The organism is Nostoc sp. FACHB-280 (assembly GCF_014697615.1).
Classification (GTDB): domain Bacteria; phylum Cyanobacteriota; class Cyanobacteriia; order Cyanobacteriales; family Nostocaceae; genus Nostoc_B.
Window position 1 is genome coordinate 131,355 of record NZ_JACJSD010000009.1, and the last position, 19,207, is coordinate 150,561.

18 protein-coding genes are annotated in these 19,207 nt (G+C 40.7%); 10 read left to right on the plus strand and 8 right to left on the minus strand.

The genetic code is table 11. From position 1 onward, the window contains the following. Positions 1-16 precede the first annotated feature (16 nt). Positions 17-529 (plus strand): CDP-diacylglycerol--glycerol-3-phosphate 3-phosphatidyltransferase, encoded by a 513-nt coding sequence (gene pgsA / locus H6G75_RS09180; RefSeq protein WP_190979637.1) that lies wholly within the window; start codon positions 17-19, stop codon positions 527-529. Positions 530-664: 135 nt separating this feature from the next. Here pgsA and rfbB read toward each other — a convergent pair whose 3' ends face one another. Continuing rightward, positions 665-1,738 (minus strand): dTDP-glucose 4,6-dehydratase, encoded by a 1,074-nt coding sequence (gene rfbB / locus H6G75_RS09185; protein ID WP_190979638.1) that lies wholly within the window; start codon positions 1,736-1,738, stop codon positions 665-667. A 95-nt stretch (positions 1,739-1,833) separates the two neighbouring features. Between rfbB and H6G75_RS09190 the strand changes: the two genes are divergently transcribed. Then, entirely contained in the window at positions 1,834-2,580 is a 747-nt protein-coding gene (locus tag H6G75_RS09190) for a Uma2 family endonuclease (RefSeq protein WP_190979639.1), read from the plus strand. Positions 2,581-2,584: 4 nt separating this feature from the next. Here H6G75_RS09190 and H6G75_RS09195 read toward each other — a convergent pair whose 3' ends face one another. Next, positions 2,585-3,517: an NAD-dependent epimerase/dehydratase family protein gene (locus H6G75_RS09195; protein WP_190979640.1), complete on the minus strand. Its 933-nt coding sequence runs from the start codon at positions 3,515-3,517 to the stop codon at positions 2,585-2,587. A 288-nt stretch (positions 3,518-3,805) separates the two neighbouring features. Between H6G75_RS09195 and H6G75_RS09200 the strand changes: the two genes are divergently transcribed. The 7 genes from H6G75_RS09200 to H6G75_RS09230 all read left to right on the plus strand — a co-directional run bounded on the left by H6G75_RS09200 (position 3,806) and on the right by H6G75_RS09230 (position 10,632). Beyond that, the gene (locus tag H6G75_RS09200) at positions 3,806-4,948 is read left to right on the plus strand and encodes a glycosyltransferase (protein WP_190979641.1); all 1,143 of its coding nucleotides are present in this window, start codon (positions 3,806-3,808) and stop codon (positions 4,946-4,948) included. A 113-nt stretch (positions 4,949-5,061) separates the two neighbouring features. Continuing rightward, positions 5,062-5,820, plus strand: a complete 759-nt coding sequence (locus H6G75_RS09205) for a sugar transferase (RefSeq protein WP_190979685.1) — start codon at positions 5,062-5,064, stop codon at positions 5,818-5,820. A 499-nt stretch (positions 5,821-6,319) separates the two neighbouring features. Continuing rightward, a complete protein-coding gene (gene gmd, locus H6G75_RS09210; RefSeq protein WP_190979642.1) occupies positions 6,320-7,399 on the plus strand; it encodes a GDP-mannose 4,6-dehydratase in 1,080 nt (359 codons plus the stop codon). Positions 7,400-7,425: 26 nt separating this feature from the next. Then, positions 7,426-8,370, plus strand: coding sequence for a GDP-L-fucose synthase (locus tag H6G75_RS09215; protein ID WP_190979643.1), 945 nt, complete (start codon positions 7,426-7,428; stop codon positions 8,368-8,370). Between the two features lie 96 nt (positions 8,371-8,466). Beyond that, entirely contained in the window at positions 8,467-9,045 is a 579-nt protein-coding gene (locus H6G75_RS09220) for an ankyrin repeat domain-containing protein (protein WP_190979644.1), read from the plus strand. A 90-nt stretch (positions 9,046-9,135) separates the two neighbouring features. After that, entirely contained in the window at positions 9,136-9,711 is a 576-nt protein-coding gene (locus H6G75_RS09225; RefSeq protein ID WP_190979645.1) for a 5-formyltetrahydrofolate cyclo-ligase, read from the plus strand. Positions 9,712-9,792: 81 nt separating this feature from the next. Then, positions 9,793-10,632: a carbohydrate ABC transporter permease gene (locus tag H6G75_RS09230; RefSeq protein ID WP_190979646.1), complete on the plus strand. Its 840-nt coding sequence runs from the start codon at positions 9,793-9,795 to the stop codon at positions 10,630-10,632. Positions 10,633-10,637: 5 nt separating this feature from the next. Here H6G75_RS09230 and H6G75_RS09235 read toward each other — a convergent pair whose 3' ends face one another. The 6 genes from H6G75_RS09235 to H6G75_RS09260 form a co-directional block, all read right to left on the minus strand. After that, positions 10,638-11,348 carry a sugar transferase gene (locus tag H6G75_RS09235; RefSeq protein ID WP_190979647.1) on the minus strand — a complete coding sequence of 237 codons (711 nt, stop codon included), beginning with the start codon at positions 11,346-11,348 and terminating at the stop codon, positions 10,638-10,640. Positions 11,349-11,517: 169 nt separating this feature from the next. Next, positions 11,518-14,037 carry a cyclic nucleotide-binding domain-containing protein gene (locus H6G75_RS09240; RefSeq protein ID WP_190979648.1) on the minus strand — a complete coding sequence of 840 codons (2,520 nt, stop codon included), beginning with the start codon at positions 14,035-14,037 and terminating at the stop codon, positions 11,518-11,520. Positions 14,038-14,578: 541 nt separating this feature from the next. Then, positions 14,579-15,442 (minus strand): DUF6671 family protein, encoded by an 864-nt coding sequence (locus H6G75_RS09245; RefSeq protein WP_190979649.1) that lies wholly within the window; start codon positions 15,440-15,442, stop codon positions 14,579-14,581. A gap of 23 nt (positions 15,443-15,465) precedes the next feature. Next, positions 15,466-15,972: a DUF421 domain-containing protein gene (locus tag H6G75_RS09250; protein WP_190979650.1), complete on the minus strand. Its 507-nt coding sequence runs from the start codon at positions 15,970-15,972 to the stop codon at positions 15,466-15,468. 29 nt (positions 15,973-16,001) lie between these two features. Continuing rightward, positions 16,002-16,916 carry a YihY/virulence factor BrkB family protein gene (locus tag H6G75_RS09255; protein WP_190979651.1) on the minus strand — a complete coding sequence of 305 codons (915 nt, stop codon included), beginning with the start codon at positions 16,914-16,916 and terminating at the stop codon, positions 16,002-16,004. Positions 16,917-17,178: 262 nt separating this feature from the next. After that, entirely contained in the window at positions 17,179-18,708 is a 1,530-nt protein-coding gene (locus tag H6G75_RS09260) for a YifB family Mg chelatase-like AAA ATPase (RefSeq protein WP_190979652.1), read from the minus strand. Positions 18,709-18,785: 77 nt separating this feature from the next. Here H6G75_RS09260 and H6G75_RS09265 point away from each other — a divergent pair, with 77 nt between their 5' ends. Beyond that, positions 18,786-19,133, plus strand: a complete 348-nt coding sequence (locus tag H6G75_RS09265) for a histidine triad nucleotide-binding protein (RefSeq protein WP_190979653.1) — start codon at positions 18,786-18,788, stop codon at positions 19,131-19,133. The last annotated feature ends 74 nt before the right edge of the window (positions 19,134-19,207 follow it).

Sequence of the window (19,207 nt, forward strand, 5' to 3'; positions counted from 1 at the left end):
TTCCTCAACCTACATCATGACTCTACCTAATTGGATTACTTTTTCTCGCCTTCTCGGTGTCCCATTTTTGCTTTATGGTTTGTACAACCCAACAGCCCAAGCTAGATGGATATGTTTGGCGATTTTTCTTGTGGCGGCGCTGACAGACTGGTTAGATGGCTATTTGGCGCGAAAACTCAACCAAATTAGTGATTTGGGTAAATTTTTAGATCCTTTGGTAGATAAATTTTTGGTACTTGCACCGTTGATGGTGTTGATTGAATTAGGGAAAGTGCCAGCGTGGGGAGTGTTTTTGATTTTAGCGCGAGAATTAGCGATCGCAGGTTGGCGAGTTAACCAAACAAAAATTTCGGGGGCAAATATTTGGGGTAAGCTTAAGACTGTAAGTCAAATAGTAGCGATCGCATTTTTGATTGCACCTTTATCATCAGAATGGCAAACTCCTGCATTAATCGCCTTTTGGGTTTCTGTAGCATTGACTTTAATATCGGGGTTAATTTATCTTTTACCAGCAAAGGCTGAGGTATAAGCAAAGTTAACGCAAAGAGGTGGAAAGTATCTCGCAACCTCGTATTCATATCAGATAATTTAACCTTGTAAATCTCTTTGCAACTTTACTTACTTTGCCATTGATTTCCTTAGCTCCCAGCTAAAGTTAAACCTTTCATTTGGCTTGGCGATTTTCGTAGTTTTGTTGTAACCAATTCTGGTAAGCACCTGAACGTACTTGATTGACCCAATTAGAATTATCTAAATACCATTGCACTGTTTTTAGTAATCCACTATCAAAATTTTCTTTTGGTTGCCAACCTAATTCACTAAAAATTTTATCGCAATCGATTGCATATCTTCTATCATGTCCTGGGCGGTCTGGAACAAAAGTCATCAAAGATGAATGTCGCAAATCAGATTTCGGCACTAATTCATCAAGAATGGTACAAATTTTTTCTACTACTGTTAAATTTGTTTGTTCATTTAGTCCTCCAATATTATAAGTTTCACCAATTGTCCCCTTTTGCAAAACCAGATAGATAGCTTCACAATGGTCAATCACATAAAGCCAATCTCGAATATTCTGCCCATCACCATATATAGGTAAAGGCTTACCATCTAAAGCATTCAGAATAGTCAAAGGAATTAACTTTTCGGGAAATTGACGCGGCCCATAGTTATTAGAACAATTGGTAGTTAAATTAGGTAAACCGTAGGTGTGATAGTAAGCTCGGACAAAATGATCAGATGCAGCTTTAGATGCTGCATAAGGACTATTAGGTGCATAAGGAGTATCTTCTCGAAAGGCTGGGTCTTGTGTGCTTAATGAGCCGTATACTTCATCTGTAGAAACGTGTAGAAACCGAAATTGCTGCTGATTTTGCGGTGATAACTTTTGCCAATAAAAACGAGTTGCTTCCAATAAATTAAATGTACCGACTACATTAGTTTGAATAAATGTTTGGGGGCTAAATATAGAACGGTCAACATGAGTTTCGGCAGCAAAGTTAATAATTGCATTTGGTTGATATTTATCTAGTAAATAACTCACTAGTTCAACGTTACCAATATCTCCTTGCACAAAATGGTAATTTGGGTCAGCTTGGAGTTGGGCTAAATTTTCTAAATTACTAGCGTAAGTTAATTTATCTAAATTAATTATATTAAACCAATTATTTTGCCGAGCTAAAAGAATAAAATTAGCACCAATAAATCCGGCTCCACCTGTTACTAATACTGTCTGCATACAATTTAATCTATAATAAAATTCAAAAAATAATCGAATAATTTAAGCTAACACGAGCAAAAACCAATAATTAGCTTATCATCTGGATGTTCCTTATGTATCAAACAGACCCGCCTCGACCTGCGAAAGAATCTCTACCTACAATGTATGATCTTCCTAGCGAAGATCCCAAGGAACCTGGCTTGCCTGACGAATTTCATATTTTCCAACTCCAACTGCTACGCGAGACATTTTCTCCACCCAACTATCGAACAGACGAGGTATTTACTGCTAGTGATTTAAACCTCTACTATGACACTCAGCATCCACTATGGTACAAGCGCCCAGATTGGTTTGCGGTTGTAGGTGGTTCTCGTCTCTACGAACAAAAAGATTTACGTTTAAGTTATGTGATTTGGCAAGAAGGTATTGCACCTTTTGTTGTAGTTGAATTACTATCTCTAGGGACAGAAAAAGAAGATTTGGGACAAACTCTAAGAGAGGTTAACCAACCGCCTACAAAATGGGAAGTTTACGAAAGAATTTTGCGAGTTCCTTACTATATTGTCTTTGACCGCTACACTGATAAATTACAAGCTTTCCAAATAATTGCAGGGCGCTACAGCGAAATGAATTTAACTACGCCAAGAATTTGGATGCCGAGTTTACAGTTGGGTTTAGGACTTTGGCAAGGCTCTTATCAAGGAATTGAGCGATTCTGGTTACGCTGGTATGATGCAGATGGAAATTGGATTCCTACTCCCGTGGAGCAGGAAAGCCAACAGGTTGAGAAATTAGCTACAAAGGTTGAGAAATTAGCGGCAAAGCTAAGAGAATTGGGAATTGACCCAAATCAGCTATAAAAATTTATACGGCTTGTAAAATTTCTTCATCCACAGAGAAATCTATTTCCTTCTGATCCCGTCCATTGGCTAGATAATCATTTTTCAAAGAATCTGTTAACCCAGAAATTAAATCATATTCTGGTTGCCAATTTAATTCTGTTTGGGCTTTTTGTACTGATGCGAAGAAATGTTGAAGGCGCATCGGGAAAGCTTTACGCTTGCCAAAATCAAACTTTTTCGGGTCGTAGTGAACTATTTTAATTGCATCAGGTGATTTACCAGCAGCTACAGCACAAGCACGGGCTAAACCATTAAAAGTCACAAAGCGATCGCCTGAAATATTATAAATCTGCCCAATCGCTTTTTGATTGCCAATCACCAAAGACATCGCCGTTGCCAAATCTTTTACATGACCAAACTGGGTAATATGTAAACCATTACCCGGAATTGGTATTGGGCGATCGCGCACAATTCTATCAAAAAACCAGCTTTCTAAATCGTTGTAATTACTCGGCCCGTAGATGTACGTTGGGCGAATCGAAGTAAAGGGTAAGCCTTTTTCTGCCAAGTAAGCTTCCGTTTCGTATTTACCCTTATGGCGACTCTTGGGGTCAATAGCATCGCCTTCCACATGGGGTAATTGGTCAGATTTCAGATAAACCCCTGCCGAACTCATGTAAACAAACTGCTGCACTCGTCCTTGGAAAATTTCTGCCAATGGCTGAGTATCACTTAATTCTCGACCATTATTGTCGAAAATGATGTCAAAATTCTCTTGTGACAACTTTTCTTTCAGTTGGGCTGCATCCGTGCGATCGCCTATAATCTGTCCTACTTTGGATGGTACCGGACGGTTGCCACGATTGAACAGTACCACCTCATGCCCTTGCTTTAAAAGTATTTCAGTTAGGTAAACACCAATGAACCTAGTGCCACCCATAATTAAAATTCGCATCAATTCCCCTTTTATATGTAATGAGAGGCTAGGGGTTAGAGGCTAGAAGCTAGAGGTTAGGGGTTAGAGGCTAGAGGATTAGATATATCAGATTACTTAAATATCTTTGATATAAATCCCTAGCCCCTAGCCCCTAGTCCCTAACTCCCCACTCCCTACTCCCCCTTAGAGGTTATCAGGTTGCTGTATCCCTCTGGAACCACTTGCGGCAGAATTCCGTCTGGGGTTAAATCTGGGGCGCTTCCTCACAATTTGTCTGACTATATTTTCCATCTACTCAAGTTAACTGTGCCCTTGAAATATGCTCTGGTTCATGAGTGGTTAACACCCAAAGCCACCGGTGGTTCAGAATTAGTCGTACAAGAAATTCTGAATCATGTTAATGCCGATTTATATGCGTTGATTGACTTTGAATCCAGCAATCCTGAAAGTTACTTGTACAAACGCCAAATTGGTACAACGTTTCTTCAGCATTTTCCCTTAGCGCGTAACGGAGTGCAAAAATACTTGCCTTTGTTGCCCTTAGCGATTGAACAACTGGATTTGCGGCAATATGACGTAATTTTGTCTTCTTCTCATGCTGTAGCAAAAGGAGTTTTAACTACCCCTGATCAGTTGCATATCTGCTACTGTCACAGTCCTATGCGTTATGCTTGGGATTTGACTTTTGATTATCTGCGGCAAAGTAAACTTGGCAGTGGTTTACCAGGGTGGCTAACCAAGTATCTACTACATCAGCTACGCCAGTGGGATGTCTTAAGTGCCAATCGTGTTGATTACTTTATTGCCAATTCCCAGCATACAGCTAGACGAATTTGGCGTTGTTATCGACGAGAGGCCAAAGTTATTTATCCACCTGTAAATGTGGAGGCATTTCCGCTTTTTCTCCAAAAAGAAAATTTTTACTTGACTGTTTCCCGTTTAGTTAGCTATAAGCAAGTATCTTTAATTGTCCAAGCTTTCAATAAATTGCAGTTACCATTGGTCATAATTGGTACAGGTTCAGAAATGGAAAAAATTCGCCAAATAGCCAAACCCAATATCAAAATACTGGGGTGGCAGCCTGATGATGTAGTCAAAAAATACATGGCGCAAGCCAGAGCATTTGTCTATGCCGCTTGTGAGGATTTTGGCATCGCCTTAGTAGAAGCACAAGCTTGTGGTACACCAGTAATTGCTTATGGGGCTGGAGGTGCATTAGAAACAGTCCAGGATGTGCGATCGCACAAAGAGCAAGGAACTGGGATCTTTTTTCCAGAGCAAACAGTAGCGGCCTTAACAGCAGCAGTAGAACAATTTGAAGTGTATCGCAATGTCATCAATCCTGAGTATTTGCGATCGCACAGCAAACAGTTTTCACCGCAAATTTTTGCACAGCGTTATCTAGATTTCATCAACCAGTGCCACAAAACCAGACCATACTTAGCGTAATGGTTGAAATTTGTGTACTGAAATTGTGTATGCTTTTGGAACTTCCCTCCAGAAGCACCTCATTTTGGCTTTAAGATTGGGACTATGTGTGGTGTGGATTATTAAGGAGTATGATGACTGCCCAGAGCTCACTCCTCTCCGGCAAGCGAAGCCTACGGCAAGACGCTAGCTCGTCTAGGCGTACTTTCTTAAAACGTAGCAAAAAAACCAAGACACCTAGGGTAAAACCCCAGGCGCTGTCTGCTCAGGCTTTAAACGGAGAGTTTGTTAAGCGACTATTCGACATCGGGTTTTCGCTCTCAGTACTGATTTTGTTTTTTCCCCTTTACTTAATTTTGGCCTTGCTGATTGCTTGCAGCTCAGAAGGCCCCATTTTTTACGTCCAAGAACGGGTAGGTAAAAACTACAGGCGCTTCAATTGTATTAAATTCCGCACAATGGTGAGCAATGCCGACGAAATACTTGTGCAAATGATGGAAACATCACCCGAATTGCGGCATGAATTTGAAAGTAGTTTTAAGCTGAAACATGACCCAAGAATTACCACAATCGGTAAATTTCTCCGCATTACCAGCTTGGACGAATTTCCTCAGTTTTGGAATGTTTTAAAAGGAGATATGAGCGTTGTTGGGCCGCGCCCCCTGGTAGCTGAAGAATTACCAAAATACGGTCATCATATAGGACAAGTATTAACAATTCGACCAGGAATTACAGGATTATGGCAAGTTTCTGGGCGTAATGATATACCTTACCCCAGAAGAGTGCAAATAGACCTACACTACGTCAAATTTAGAAATTTCTGGCTTGACTTGTGGATAATACTGAAAACGATTAATGTGGTGATTATGCCTAAAAATAACGGAGCTTATTGATTCAAAATTAACATTAGTCGTGGGTGTATTATCAGAATTCAGGGGTCAGAATATGGAAAAATTCAGTCAAATTATTCTCCACTAAGTATACTGAATCGCTTTTAAATTCTGACTTCTGAATCCTGACTACTGAATTATTACAGGGAATTTACTGCCCCTAGTTAACCATTGATTCAGTCTTTGGCTTTAATATTTTTATTGATACCTAATAAAGAAATCTCTCTAAATTTTTAATTAATTTCTACTTAACAAAAGTCAAGATTATATAAAGTTTTTGTAAAAATTACGCAACATCTCAGAAATTCCATCCATTCATTGAGTTAACCTACTCAAGTTCGACTTGTTAAGGAATTCTTAATTAAGTATATTTGTTTACGGCAAAATTCTGCTATCAATTAAGACCCGTAAGTTTCCCATTAGGCAATTTAGCCATTTGCTGCTAGGTTGTATCAGTTGGACTGAAACTCTATAGATCAAAAATAACAAGGGATAATTGAGCATGGTGCAAACTAAGCGAGCGTTGATCACTGGTATTACCGGTCAAGATGGTTCATATCTGAGTGAATTTTTGTTAGAGCAAGGTTATGAAGTTCATGGAATTATTCGTCGGACTTCGACCTTCAACACAGACCGCATTGATCACATCTACGAAGATCCCCACAAAGAGGGCGTGCGGTTATTACTTCACTACGGTGACTTGACAGATGGTACAACGCTGCGGCGAATTTTAGAAGAAGTTCAGCCAACCGAAATATATAATCTAGGCGCACAATCTCATGTTCGGGTGAGCTTTGATTCACCAGAGTATACCGTTGATGCAGTGGGTATGGGTACTCTGCGTCTATTAGAAGCGATTCGAGATTATCAGCGACGCACTGGTACAGAAGTACGTTTCTATCAAGCTGGTTCTTCCGAAATGTATGGTTTAGTCCAAGCCGTACCACAAAGCGAAACCACACCATTTTATCCCCGGAGTCCTTATGCTTGTGCAAAAGTTTACGCACACTGGCAAACAGTAAACTACCGCGAATCTTATAACTTGTTTGCTTGTAACGGGATTTTGTTTAACCACGAATCACCCCGACGTGGTGAAACATTTGTTACCCGCAAAATTACCAGAGCAGTAGCGAGAATTGTAGCTGGTAAGCAGAAAAACTTGTATATGGGTAATCTTGATGCGAAACGAGATTGGGGTTACGCAAAAGATTATGTGCGGGCTATGTGGTTGATGTTGCAACAAGAGCAACCAGATGATTATGTAATTGCGACTGGGGAAACTCACTCAGTCAGAGAATTTTTAGAGTTAGCTTTTGGTTATGTCAATTTGAATTGGCAAGATTACGTAGAGTTTGACGATCGCTACCTACGCCCCGCAGAGGTAGACTTATTAATTGGTGATCCTACAAAGGCAAAACAAAAGTTAGGTTGGGAACCTTCTGTTACCTTTGAAGGATTAGTCGCTCTCATGGTGGAAGCAGATTTACAAGCCTTGGGTCAGACTTCACCTAATGGCAATGGTTCAAAAGTACCTGTAGATATTGCTACTATTCGGCAAGAATTGGGCGCTCTCCACTTCTGATTTACACCGCAGAGGATAATAAAAATATGACCGCCTTAGAACTGAAAAACAAAAGGATTCTCGTCACAGGTGGGGCGGGATTCCTCGGTCGTCAGGTAATAGATCAGCTGTGTAAGGCTGGGGCTGATGAGGCAAAAATAACAATACCGCGATCGCGTGAATGTGACATCCGTGTTTGGGAAAACTGTCAACGTGCAGTTGACCAACAAGATATCATTATCCACCTAGCGGCTCACGTTGGTGGGATTGGTCTCAACCGCGAAAAGCCCGCAGAATTATTCTACGACAACTTAATTATGGGAACCCAGCTAATTCATGCTGCCTACCAAGCTGGCGTAGAAAAATTCGTTTGTGTAGGTACAATTTGTGCCTACCCTAAATTTACACCAGTGCCATTTAAAGAAGATGACATTTGGAATGGCTACCCCGAAGAAACTAACGCACCCTACGGTGTGGCGAAGAAGGCGTTATTGGTTCAGTTGCAATCTTACCGCCAACAATACGGTTTCAATGGGATTTATCTTTTACCTGTAAACTTATATGGGCCAGAAGATAACTTTGACCCCAGAAGTTCTCACGTAATTCCCGCTTTAATTCGCAAAGTCCACGAAGCCCAAATCAAGGGAGATAAACAACTCCCTGTTTGGGGTGATGGTAGTCCTACCCGCGAGTTTCTGTATTCTGAAGATGCAGCACGGGGAATTGTCATGGGGACTCAGCACTACCATGAATCAGAACCAGTTAACTTAGGTACTGGTTATGAGATTTCCATTCGTGATTTGATTACCTTGATTTGCGAATTGATGGAGTTTGACGGCGAAATTGTTTGGGAAACCGACAAACCCAATGGTCAACCCCGCAGATGTTTAGATACAGAACGCGCCAAGCAAGCCTTTGGCTTTACTGCACAAGTAGGCTTTAGGGAAGGGCTGAAAAATACCATTGATTGGTATCGTCAAAACGCTGCATAGGATATTTATAGGCTTTGTAATGCAGAAGTTCAGATACCCGACTTTTTTGAAAAGTCGGGTATTTTATTTCATAATTTATGTGAGAGGAAATCCCAGTTGTCCAAATTTCCAGAACGAAAGTATCTTACGCTGCATCAATTGATAGAATCCGATGATATTCAACAGATTAAACTAATAGTGAACTCAGGTATGGCTCTCGAATCGAATGATGACAAGTGGGGTATGACTCCATTAGAATTAGCGGCTCACCTGAATAAAATAACTGTTGTTTCTCTTCTAGTGAGTAGTGGAGTAAGTGCTAACTCTATTAGTGTATCTTCCCCTTTACATTTAGCAGCCGCTAATGGAAGTCCTGAAATCATATCTATTTTGATTAATGCAGGAGCTAATGTTAATTTCGTTCATGAAGATGGTTGGACTCCTTTATTTGAAGCTGCGAGTCGTGGTCATTTGAAAGCTGTAGAGTTACTAGTAAAAGCTGGAGCAAACACAAATGTTATCGACTCTTATGAAAATAAACCCATTTCCTATGCTGCAAGAAATGGTTACATAGAAGTTGTTGAATACCTTGCTACATATACCTCAGTTAATGAAAAAGAAGCTGCCATTAAAGAAGCTATTGAGGGCGCAGGAGCTAAAGCTAGGAAAAAGCGTGAACGCCAACAAGCACATTAATCAATTTGTTTTAGAAAGTTTCATTCTGTTTTTACAAGTATTGAAACTTTGTAATGTGGCAGCAGTATTTATTTGTTAAAAGAACTTTCTATGTATGAAGTTGATATTCAATTAGATAAAGTTAAGTTACGTCGTACACTGCTGAAAAAACGGCAATTGATGTCTATTGCAGAATGGAGAGAAAAAAGCGATCGCATCTGTACAACATTACAAACTTTGATTCACCATGATAAAGCAAAGACAATACTCGCTTATTTTAGCTTTCGTCAAGAACCTGATTTAAGTCCCTTATTTGCAAATACTCAATATCAATGGGGATTTCCGCGCTGCGTTGGTAATTCTCTATCTTGGCATGTTTGGCAACCTGGAGACTCGCTGCAAATTAACAGCTATGGTATTAGCGAACCTCATCTCGATGCACCAACCATCAATTCTAGTGAAGTCGATTTAATTCTTGTGCCTAGTGTAGCTTGCGATTCTCGCGGATATCGCTTGGGCTATGGCGGCGGATATTATGACCGCTTACTCAGTTCTCCTGAATGGGCAAATAAACCAACTGTAGGTATAGTATTTGATTTTGCTTACTTGCCGCAACTACCTGTAGAAACTTGGGATAAACCGTTACAGGCGATTGCGACAGAAACTAAATTCCTTATTTATCCTTAAAATACACTTCTCTCCCCAACCCCTCTCCGACGCGGAGAGGGGCTTAAATAGCCTAAATTATCAAGAGGTAAGGAAAATTTTATGAAGCTACAACTAAAAAACTCGCGCTGGCAAATTTTGATTACCTATAGTTTATTAGGAGCGATCGCACTTATCACGCTATTTCCCTTACTCTGGTTAATTAGCACTGCGTTAAAATCACCAACAGAAAATATTTTACAATCGCCACCACAGTTACTTCCCAGTCAACCGACGCTGGGTAACTTTGCTAAGGTGTGGCAATCTTTACCATTTGCCCAATATTTATACAACAGTACGTTGGTTTCTGCACTGACTGTTGGGTTGAATTTACTATTTTGTTCTTTAGCCGCTTACCCTTTAGCCAGATTATCATTTCCGGGGCGAGACTGGATATTTATTGCGATCGTCTCGACAATCATGATTCCCTTTCAGATTGTGATGATTCCCCTGTATATTTTGACAGTCCAATTAGGCTTAGTAAATACTTATTGGGGGATGATTTTTCCGAGTTTGGCTTCGGCTTTTGGCATTTTTTTACTGCGACAAGCTTTTATGGGTGTGCCGAAAGAAATCGAAGAAGCGGCGCGGATGGATGGTAGTTCTGAGTTAGGTTTGTGGTGGCATATTATGTTGCCAGCAGTTAGTCCAGCATTAGTTACACTGGCAATTTTCGTATTTATTGGGTCTTGGAGTGATTTTCTTTGGCCGTTAATTGTCATTCAAGACGAAAAACTCTACACCCTCCCTTTGGGAGTAGCAAAATTAGCTGGTACTTTTTCTTTGGACTGGCGCTTGGTAGCTGCTGGTTCGATAATTTCCATCGCCCCAGTACTAATATTATTTATATTTTTACAACGCTACATTGTCCCAACTGAAACTGGTAGTGGTGTGAAAGGTTAATTTGCCTAACAAGCGCCACTTTTACTCAATACCACCCAGATGGTTTTAAATATCAACATCAAGTCATAAACTATCGACCACTTGCGCTGATAATCAACATCCATTTTGACGATAGTTTCAAAATCTTTAATAGTAGAACGACCATTAACTTGCCATTCTCCTGTCATTCCTGGCTTAACCCGTAACCTTTCCCAGTGGTGGGGTGCATAGTGGATGACTTCATCGGGTGTAGGGGGACGTGTGCCAACTAAACTCATTTCGCCCTTCAGCACATTCCAAAACTGGGGAAATTCATCTAAGCTGGTACGACGCAAGAATTTACCAACGGGAGTAATACGAGGGTCGTCAACAGCTTTAAAAATGTGGCCTTGGGCTTGATTTTTTACTAGATGCTTAATTTGTTCAGCATTTACTACCATCGACCGAAATTTCCAGATACGGAAAGGTTTACCATTAATTCCACAGCGAATTTGCGAATAAAATATCGGGCCGGGATTAGTAATTTTGGTAATAATTGCTATGGGAATTGTCAACATCGCTGTAATGATGAGTCCCACAATAGCCCCTAAAATGTCAATGAATCTTTTTGTCAGGCTGGAGGTTGATTGGTGTAAAGGCTGTGAGACAACATTAGCGGCTGAATATTTATCAGTAAAAGCTAACGCATCCACAGTGTAACCGCCTGTGTGAGAAGGAAAAGTTGGTAGTGACACCATAAAGATTTGAAGTTAATCAGGGTATCTTAAAATTTGGCTACTTTCATACTGAGTGATAATATAAACAAAAATTGCACTAGTAATGAACTTCCCTTACAAAATTTACCCAATCTTTGAATTCACAAGAGGATTGTAAAATTTACGTGTTGAATGTATAAAGTAAATCCAGTTACAAGACGATTAACACCCACATACTAGCTGCAAATCCAATAGTTGCGAGATGTTGCCATAAGAGCGATCGCAGTGGTTGGCGTGCTATTTTTTGGGTGAGTACTATGGTTAACAAGGTAGAAATAATTAAAGTAAAACCTTGCAAAAAGCTGATAACTGCTGGATGTGCTATCATTACAGGCAAATGTTCGCTATTTAACCCAAAAGTTGCTAAGGTTACAGGTAAAATTTTTCCACCTTCTGCCAAACCCAAGTGCAGATAGTGGGCTAAGTTGCCTCCCAACACCAAGGGTAAGTAGCCGTATGCAAGTTCCTTGAATGATTTCGGCTTGCGTTGAAAATTGAATAGTTGTATGACAAAATAAGCAGCCCCAGCCACAGCCACAGGGAAAATTAAAGCAAATAACGATAAACCTAAATGCTGCCAAAATTGATTTAAATCTAGATGCAGTCCCAACCATGATTGCAATTCTGGTAAACGATGCAGATATACACCACCCAAAAGTAAAAACAATAATGCCACTTCATACTGGCGTGGTGCATGAGTCGTCCACAATTCAATTCCAGGGGGACGTAAGTTAAACTCAACAGAACGATGGGGACAGGCTTTTAAACAAGTCATACACAAAACACAATCTCGGTTATCTTCTAGCTGGGCGGGATGGGAATATAAAGGACAGCCATTGGTTTCCATCCCTTCGCCTTTTTGCGGCCCGCCTTTGTAACATTGATAAGTAGTACAGGTTGCTGAACAAATGCCTTGTTGTGCGCGTAGTTCTGTCATGGAAAGTTTGGCAAATAAACCATTCATCCCACCAATAGGACAGAGATAGCGACACCAAAACCGCCGTTCAAATATGGCGGAGAAAATCATTGCCCCGGCTGTAATTAATAACAGCAAACAGGCAGATAGGTAAGCTGTATTTTCTAAATGCCAGAGTTCTTCCCACAGGAAGATTAAGGTAAATAAGCCAAATAAAAACCATCCACCCCATTTTTCGGCAGTTTCTCGCGGCCAGCGTTTGAGTTGGCGAGGGAATAACCACAGAGATAATTTTTGAGTAATTTCGCCGTAAATCATGAAGGGGCAAACGGCACACCAGACGCGACCAAGAAAGGGAAAAATTAGTAAAAAGAAAGGCCACCACCAAGCCCAAAATAAATTTAAAGCAAAATTGCGATCGCGGGTTTGCGGCCCCAAAAATAAGATCATAATAATGATCGGAAAAGCAATCACCGTAAAGCCATAGTTGATTTTGTCAGGCCACCAGTCACTGCGGAGAAATTTTCGCAACCCAGAATAAGTATTTAATAAGTTGACGCGAAATTCTTTTTTCTTGGTTTGGGCTGACCAAAAAATTTCTTCGGTTAATTCCTGTCTTTCTCCGGCTTGAACAATTGCCCGTTCTACTAAATTTTTCAATTCCTTGAGATTGCCAGGAAAATCATAGGACTGCAAGCGGCGTAAAGCTTCTGGGGTAATATGCGGTTTCGCCAGTCCACGCGATCGCACATACAGGCTAGTGTAATATTCTACCTGGGCTTTAATATCAGCCTTCCGCACCCGCAATGGCGGGACTTTAATGACACGACCAACACAACGTTCGATTTTAGATTCAGTTTTTTCCGAAACAATCAAAATTCGCGCTGCACTGGTGCGGGGTGCAGTTGCTATTTCACCATCACGACTTACTGGGGTGTAAGTACCTGTTTTGATGAATTGCACCATTGCGGGTAATAATTCTGGGGGCAGTTCTTGAATATTATTGAGTACTAAAGTGCCTTCCCCCAGCCATTCTAAAAGCCCTGGTCTACCGCCAGCCCTGCCGAATAAATCGACACCACTTGTTTGGAGAATGCCACAATTAATTTTAATCATGGGTTCGCGGCGTTGAGGCGAACCGTAGTGAATCAAAGCGGCAATATTATCTTTTTCTAACCCTGGTTCGCCAAAGATTTCTGTGGACTTGCGGTCAGATGCGGCTTCTCGTATTTGTTCCCGCAACCGGACTGCATAGCGACTCGTCCCCACAATACCCCGTTGGGCTTTTGTGACTAAATAAGGACGTAAAGCCACAGAACGTTCTTGTGCGTAAGTTAAAGCTGATGTAACTTGGGCTAATTCTTGGGCTAAAGAGCGAGATAATGCTTGGGTAATTTCGGGATATTGGCTGGCTAAAGCACGAAACTCAGCCGCAGGAATTACCCAGACATGGCATTCTGTGAGGGAAATAATTGTCGATGGTGTTAATTCATCTAATAGTAGTTGTCGCAGGTTAATAACTGCCCCTGGTAGAAAGCCACAAGCAAAGTTATTTTTATTACTGGTATCGCTTTCAATTTGCCCATCTTTGAGGATGTAGAGTGCGGCTGGCGGAGTACCTGCGTTGACTAAGTAACTACCTTGAGGTATCGTTTGCAATTCTAAAACTTGGGCGATCGCATTCAACGCCGCCGATGAGAGAATTCCTAAAGTGGTACGTTCTTGTAGCCAAATGACTGTTTCTTGTAATGTCATTGTGGGTTTTCCGTATATGAGAGGCTGCTGTATGAGTTGGTCTGATGTGCCTAATCTTTGGGTTCCCTTGGCGCTTTTGGGATTAATTATCTTGGCGGCAATGTTTTTTAGTCGTAGCTAGAATTATAGGCGATCGCATAATTTTCACATCAATGTGATAACACTGTCACATCTCGTTGCTAATTTAATATCTAAGTAAACAAACAGTTTGCTCCTCACACCATACCGTCTGCCCTTTTGCTGTTTTATAGCACTGGGGCTTATTTAATCCAAAAGTATGCAATTCCTAGCAGTGTCAGTATATACATACATTAGCAATCAGCTAGATTATTTCTCTATCTAATGGAGGAATAAATATACCTAAAATAAGTACTAAATAAGATACTATTCCGATCACCTGACGAACTACAACTTTTAATCTTCTCGTTGCTTTTTGGTAACGAGAGATTTTTTTTATAGGAGGTTAGAGGTTACAGGTGATAGGTTACAGGTTATAAAGTTACTAAATCATACTCTTTTCTACTTCCTACTCCATAGATTATTAAGGATTACAGTACATACATTGGGCTGGGTCTGCAAATTCTTTACCATGAGGAAATGATTTTTCTTGTTTAAACCCACATTTTTGGCATTGATAAATTACAGAAAGTGTCAAACTAGTGGGCATAGAACACATTTCACATGGAAGTCCGGCGATTTTTTCGGTTATAGCAAAACCGGGTGCTGAACATTGGGGACATAGGCTTTTAATTTTGGTTAGTAAATTTAATGTTGCTTTTTCAATATTGTTCATTCGGGTTGGGTTATACAGCGCCCGCATATCTGTTTCTAAATTCACCTGACCATTAACAGAATTATTGAGGGCGATTGTGATGGTTTCTTGGAGTTTTGCTGCTGTAATAATACCTTTAAATATTTCGCGGCAATTATTCGCCTTATCTTCCCAAGAGACGACCAGACCATGTTCAGGAAAACCAATTTTTTGAGCAAAATTTTCTGCTTCTTGGAGACTTGCAACTGTTTGATGATTAAAGTTAGTTTCTATAGAAAATTCTTCCCCAATAATTTCTATTTCGTTTTCTTTATCTAATAAAAGTACGACTTCGCGGTTAGAATAAATATAAGGTACCATTGGATGAGGGACAAAACTACCTTCACTGGCGATCGCTATAGTTTCACCTGTTAATTTTAAGGCTGTTTCTGCTTTTAACTTAGCGGCTGCGATTTGAGTTCCAGGGCGTTTAATTTCTCTAGTAAATGTGCCAAAATCATCAGTGTTAAAATTAGATGGCACAATCGTTTTAAGATTTAATTCTTGTTCTATTAAGGGAGCAATTACTTTTTCTTTGTGGTGCATTGTTGCAATTACACCCACTCGGTTATTAAATAATTGCTGAATTTGCATTGTTGTGATTATCTCCTTTGCTGTTAATCGTTAGTGGCTGATGTGATAATACTAATACCACCATCAGATTCCATATAAGCAAACTTCACCTCAGTTAAAAATTCTACACCTTGCTGACGTAATTTACTCATCAACTCATCTTCTGTAATCAAGGCTTTGTCTAAATGTCGGGAAATCATTTGTCCATTTTTCACCAACAGTAGAGGTGGAGGATTGAGAAAACGCTGGAACTTGGGCAATTTATAGCCCAACCAGTTAAGAAAATAACTCCAAAAAATTACTGTGCCTACTAAAATACCACCTTCGGTAATTGATGTGTAGTGACTTGCCATTGCATTTTGGGCTGCTTCGGCAAATAAGACCACTACTAATAAATCGGTGATTCCTAGAGTTCCCATTTGCCGACTCGGAAGAAAGCGTAAAACAGCAAATAACGCTAGGTAAACTAGAGAACCCCGAATAAATAATTCTAAAATACTAATACTAGGAACGAAAATTGCTTGCCAATCAATATATAACCATTTATCCATATTAATGTCTTTGCTTTTGTGAAAATAACTTATTTGCGATCGCTATTCATTCGCTTAGATTGACCATTCTGATTCATGGGGATGGCATGACGTGTGGGGCGAATCCCACTGCCGTATCTTCTAGCATAAACTTGGGTAAATTCTGCGCCAAAAAATAGAATTTGAGCAGCATAATAAACCCAGGCAAGAATAACTACTAAAGAACCAGCAGCACCATAAGTAGAACCAAAACTACTATTACCGAGATATTGCCCTAATAAATATCTGCCTAAAGAAAATAATAAAGATGTAATCACAGCGCCTATCAAAACATCATTCCAAGTAATTTTGACATCAGGTAAAACTTTGAAAATGAGTCCAAATAGGAGTGTAGTAATCACAAAAGACAGTATAAAGTTAAGGAATTGCCAAATAAAATCTACACCAGGAAGTAAACTACTAAAATAACCAACTATTGCTGTTAAAACTGTACTAATTACAAGTGTGACGAGGAGTAAAAAACCAACACCTAAAATCATGGCAAAAGATAAAGCACGCTGACGCACAACATTTTTTACGCCACGTCCAGGTTTCGGTTTAACTTCCCAAATTGTATTCAGGGCATCTTGTAATTCTGTAAATAAACCTGTTGCACCTAAAAGTAAAAGTAAAATACTAATAACTGATGCGATCGCACCTGTTTTTGGTTGACTAGCATTTCTGATGGCAATTTCGATAAACTCGGCTCCATCTGGCCCGACTAAACCTTGAATTTGCCGGACAATTTCACCTCTGGCAGCATCTTCACCAAACACTGCACCAGCGATCGCAATTACAATAATCAGCAACGGTGCGATGGAAAAAATTGTGTAATAAGCTAATGCTGCTGCTAACCGTGAAGCTTTATCTTCACTCCATTCCTGAAAAGTTTCTTGAAACAGCCCCACAATTGCTGAAAAATTCATTTACCTAGTCTCCTTGCTGGAGGATATCGCTTTCTCCCTTGATATATTTGATAATGATTTGTGAAATTGTGACATCTTCCTCAAGAGGTTTGTGCAGCTTCCTGAAGACATAAAAAAAGGCAGGAGGCAGGGGGCAGGAGGCAGAATGAAGAGTCTTACTATTCTTAGCATTCAAGCTTTGAAATTGTCCTAACATCTCTGGCTACCGCTATAAATGGCAATTCCCTCCCCTCCTGCCTCCTGCCTTTGTCCCCCTGCCTTCTTACAGCATTCTATCGATGGTGCGATATTGAATGGCTTCGGCGACATGATGGGCTTGTAAATCATCATCTCCGGCTAAATCTGCGATGGTGCGGGCAACTTTGAGAATGCGATCGCTTGCCCTAGCGGATAAACCTAATTTATTGATGGCAGCTTCTAATAAAGAACGACTGGCATCATCTAACTTACACCATTGTTGCAGATGTCGGCTTTGCATTTGAGCATTACACCGCAGACTTGTTTCGGTTTGAAAGCGGTTAATACTGCGATCGCGTGCTTGTTGTACTCTTTCCCTGACAGACTTTGATGATTCTCCTGTGGGTTGTTGGGTAATTTCCTCTGGTTTTAAGCGATTCACTGCTACTTGCAAATCAATTCTATCCATCAACGGCCCAGAAAGTTTCGCCCAATATTGTTCTCGTTGCCTGGGCGAACAGGTACACTGTTGAATCGTGTCGCCGTAGTAACCGCAAGGACAAGGATTGGTACTCGCCACTAAAGTAAATTGTGCGGGAAAAACAACAGATTGTCTTGTGCGGGAAATAGTCACAAAACCATCTTCTAAAGGCTGACGCAAAAATTCTAAAACATCCCGTTTAAACTCGGTGAGTTCATCCAAAAAAAGAATCCCTCTGTGAGATAAAGAGATTTCCCCAGGACGGGGAAAACTTCCACCACCCACCAAAGAAGGGCCGGAAGCGGAATGGTGGGGACTGCGAAAAGGCCGATCTCGCACTAAAGAACCACGATTTTTCAATAAGCCAGCGACAGAGTGAATCCGGGTAACTTCCAAGGCTTCCGAAAATTCTAACGGTGGCAAAATTCCTGACAAGCGTCTGGCTAACATTGTTTTACCACTACCTGGGGGGCCGACAAATATAAGGTTATGCCCGCCAGCCGCCGCAATTTCTAAAGCCCGTCGTCCATGAGCTTGCCCTTTAACATCGTGCAGATCAGCGATCGTATAAGGTACTTGTACCATATCTGCCACATTATTGATCTGCACAGGTTGATAACGTCCAGGATTATTTAATAAATCCACCACCTCCGATATACTTTTACAACCATAAACAGCTAATCCTTCTACTACAGCCGCCTCTTGGGCATTATCAGCAGGCACAACTAAACCGGCAATTCCCATTTTTTGGGCAGTCGCAGCAATAGGTAAAACCCCAGCCACAGGGCGCAAACTCCCGTCCAGGGAAACCTCACCCAAAAATAAATAATCTCCCAATAAATCAGCATTCATTTGCTCAGAAGCCGCTAAAATTCCCACACTAATCGGTAAATCAAAACAAGGGCCTTCCTTACGTAAATCTGCGGGAGTCAGATTAATCACAATTTTCCGCATGGGAAAGGCAAAACCAGCATTTTTTAAAGTCGCCTTCACCCTTTCTTTCGATTCCTGCACCGCGCTATCTGGCAAGCCTAAAACAATAATACTTGGCAGTCCGCCTGAGACATCAACTTCTACTCCTACTTTTACAGCATCGATGCCAACAATTGATGCACTCCAGACTCTAGCAAGCATTATCTTAATCCTTAGTCATTAGTCATGCGTCCGTCTTATCATTAACAATTGGCAAATGACAAATCACGCAATCACCAATGACCAATCAAGACACAATTTTTAGTAAGATTATTCGGCGGGAAATTCCGGCCAATATCGTTTATGAGGATGATTTAGCTTTAGCATTTACAGATGTTAATCCCCAAGCGCCAGTTCATATCCTCGTAATTCCCAAAAAACCCATAGCGAAATTAGCTGAGGCCGAAACTGAAGATGCAGCTTTGTTAGGACATCTATTATTAACAGCCAAGCGTGTAGCCGCCGAAGCTGGTTTAACCAATGGTTATCGCGTTGTCATCAATACCGATGCTGATGCTGGTCAAACTGTCTTCCATTTACATTTGCATATTCTAGGCGGCAGAGCAATGGCTTGGCCTCCTGGTTAATGTTTTCAATTGGGATGAGGGTTTAAGGGTTTAGGGGTGTAAGGGTTTTTGTTCACCTAGACCCCTTAACCCAA

Excerpts from the sequence above, each read along its gene's own strand:
- pgsA (WP_190979637.1), top strand. The coding sequence starts at position 17 with ATGACTCTACCTAATTGGATTACTTTTTCTCGCCTTCTCGGTGTCCCA.
- rfbB (WP_190979638.1), bottom strand. The coding sequence starts at position 1,738 with ATGCAGACAGTATTAGTAACAGGTGGAGCCGGATTTATTGGTGCTAAT.
- H6G75_RS09190 (WP_190979639.1), top strand. The coding sequence starts at position 1,834 with ATGTATCAAACAGACCCGCCTCGACCTGCGAAAGAATCTCTACCTACA.
- H6G75_RS09195 (WP_190979640.1), bottom strand. The coding sequence starts at position 3,517 with ATGCGAATTTTAATTATGGGTGGCACTAGGTTCATTGGTGTTTACCTA.
- H6G75_RS09205 (WP_190979685.1), top strand. The coding sequence starts at position 5,062 with ATGACTGCCCAGAGCTCACTCCTCTCCGGCAAGCGAAGCCTACGGCAA.
- gmd (WP_190979642.1), top strand. The coding sequence starts at position 6,320 with ATGGTGCAAACTAAGCGAGCGTTGATCACTGGTATTACCGGTCAAGAT.
- H6G75_RS09215 (WP_190979643.1), top strand. The coding sequence starts at position 7,426 with ATGACCGCCTTAGAACTGAAAAACAAAAGGATTCTCGTCACAGGTGGG.
- H6G75_RS09225 (WP_190979645.1), top strand. The coding sequence starts at position 9,136 with ATGTATGAAGTTGATATTCAATTAGATAAAGTTAAGTTACGTCGTACA.
- H6G75_RS09230 (WP_190979646.1), top strand. The coding sequence starts at position 9,793 with ATGAAGCTACAACTAAAAAACTCGCGCTGGCAAATTTTGATTACCTAT.
- H6G75_RS09235 (WP_190979647.1), bottom strand. The coding sequence starts at position 11,348 with ATGGTGTCACTACCAACTTTTCCTTCTCACACAGGCGGTTACACTGTG.
- H6G75_RS09240 (WP_190979648.1), bottom strand. The coding sequence starts at position 14,037 with ATGACATTACAAGAAACAGTCATTTGGCTACAAGAACGTACCACTTTA.
- H6G75_RS09245 (WP_190979649.1), bottom strand. The coding sequence starts at position 15,442 with ATGCAAATTCAGCAATTATTTAATAACCGAGTGGGTGTAATTGCAACA.
- H6G75_RS09250 (WP_190979650.1), bottom strand. The coding sequence starts at position 15,972 with ATGGATAAATGGTTATATATTGATTGGCAAGCAATTTTCGTTCCTAGT.
- H6G75_RS09255 (WP_190979651.1), bottom strand. The coding sequence starts at position 16,916 with ATGAATTTTTCAGCAATTGTGGGGCTGTTTCAAGAAACTTTTCAGGAA.
- H6G75_RS09260 (WP_190979652.1), bottom strand. The coding sequence starts at position 18,708 with ATGCTTGCTAGAGTCTGGAGTGCATCAATTGTTGGCATCGATGCTGTA.
- H6G75_RS09265 (WP_190979653.1), top strand. The coding sequence starts at position 18,786 with ATGACCAATCAAGACACAATTTTTAGTAAGATTATTCGGCGGGAAATT.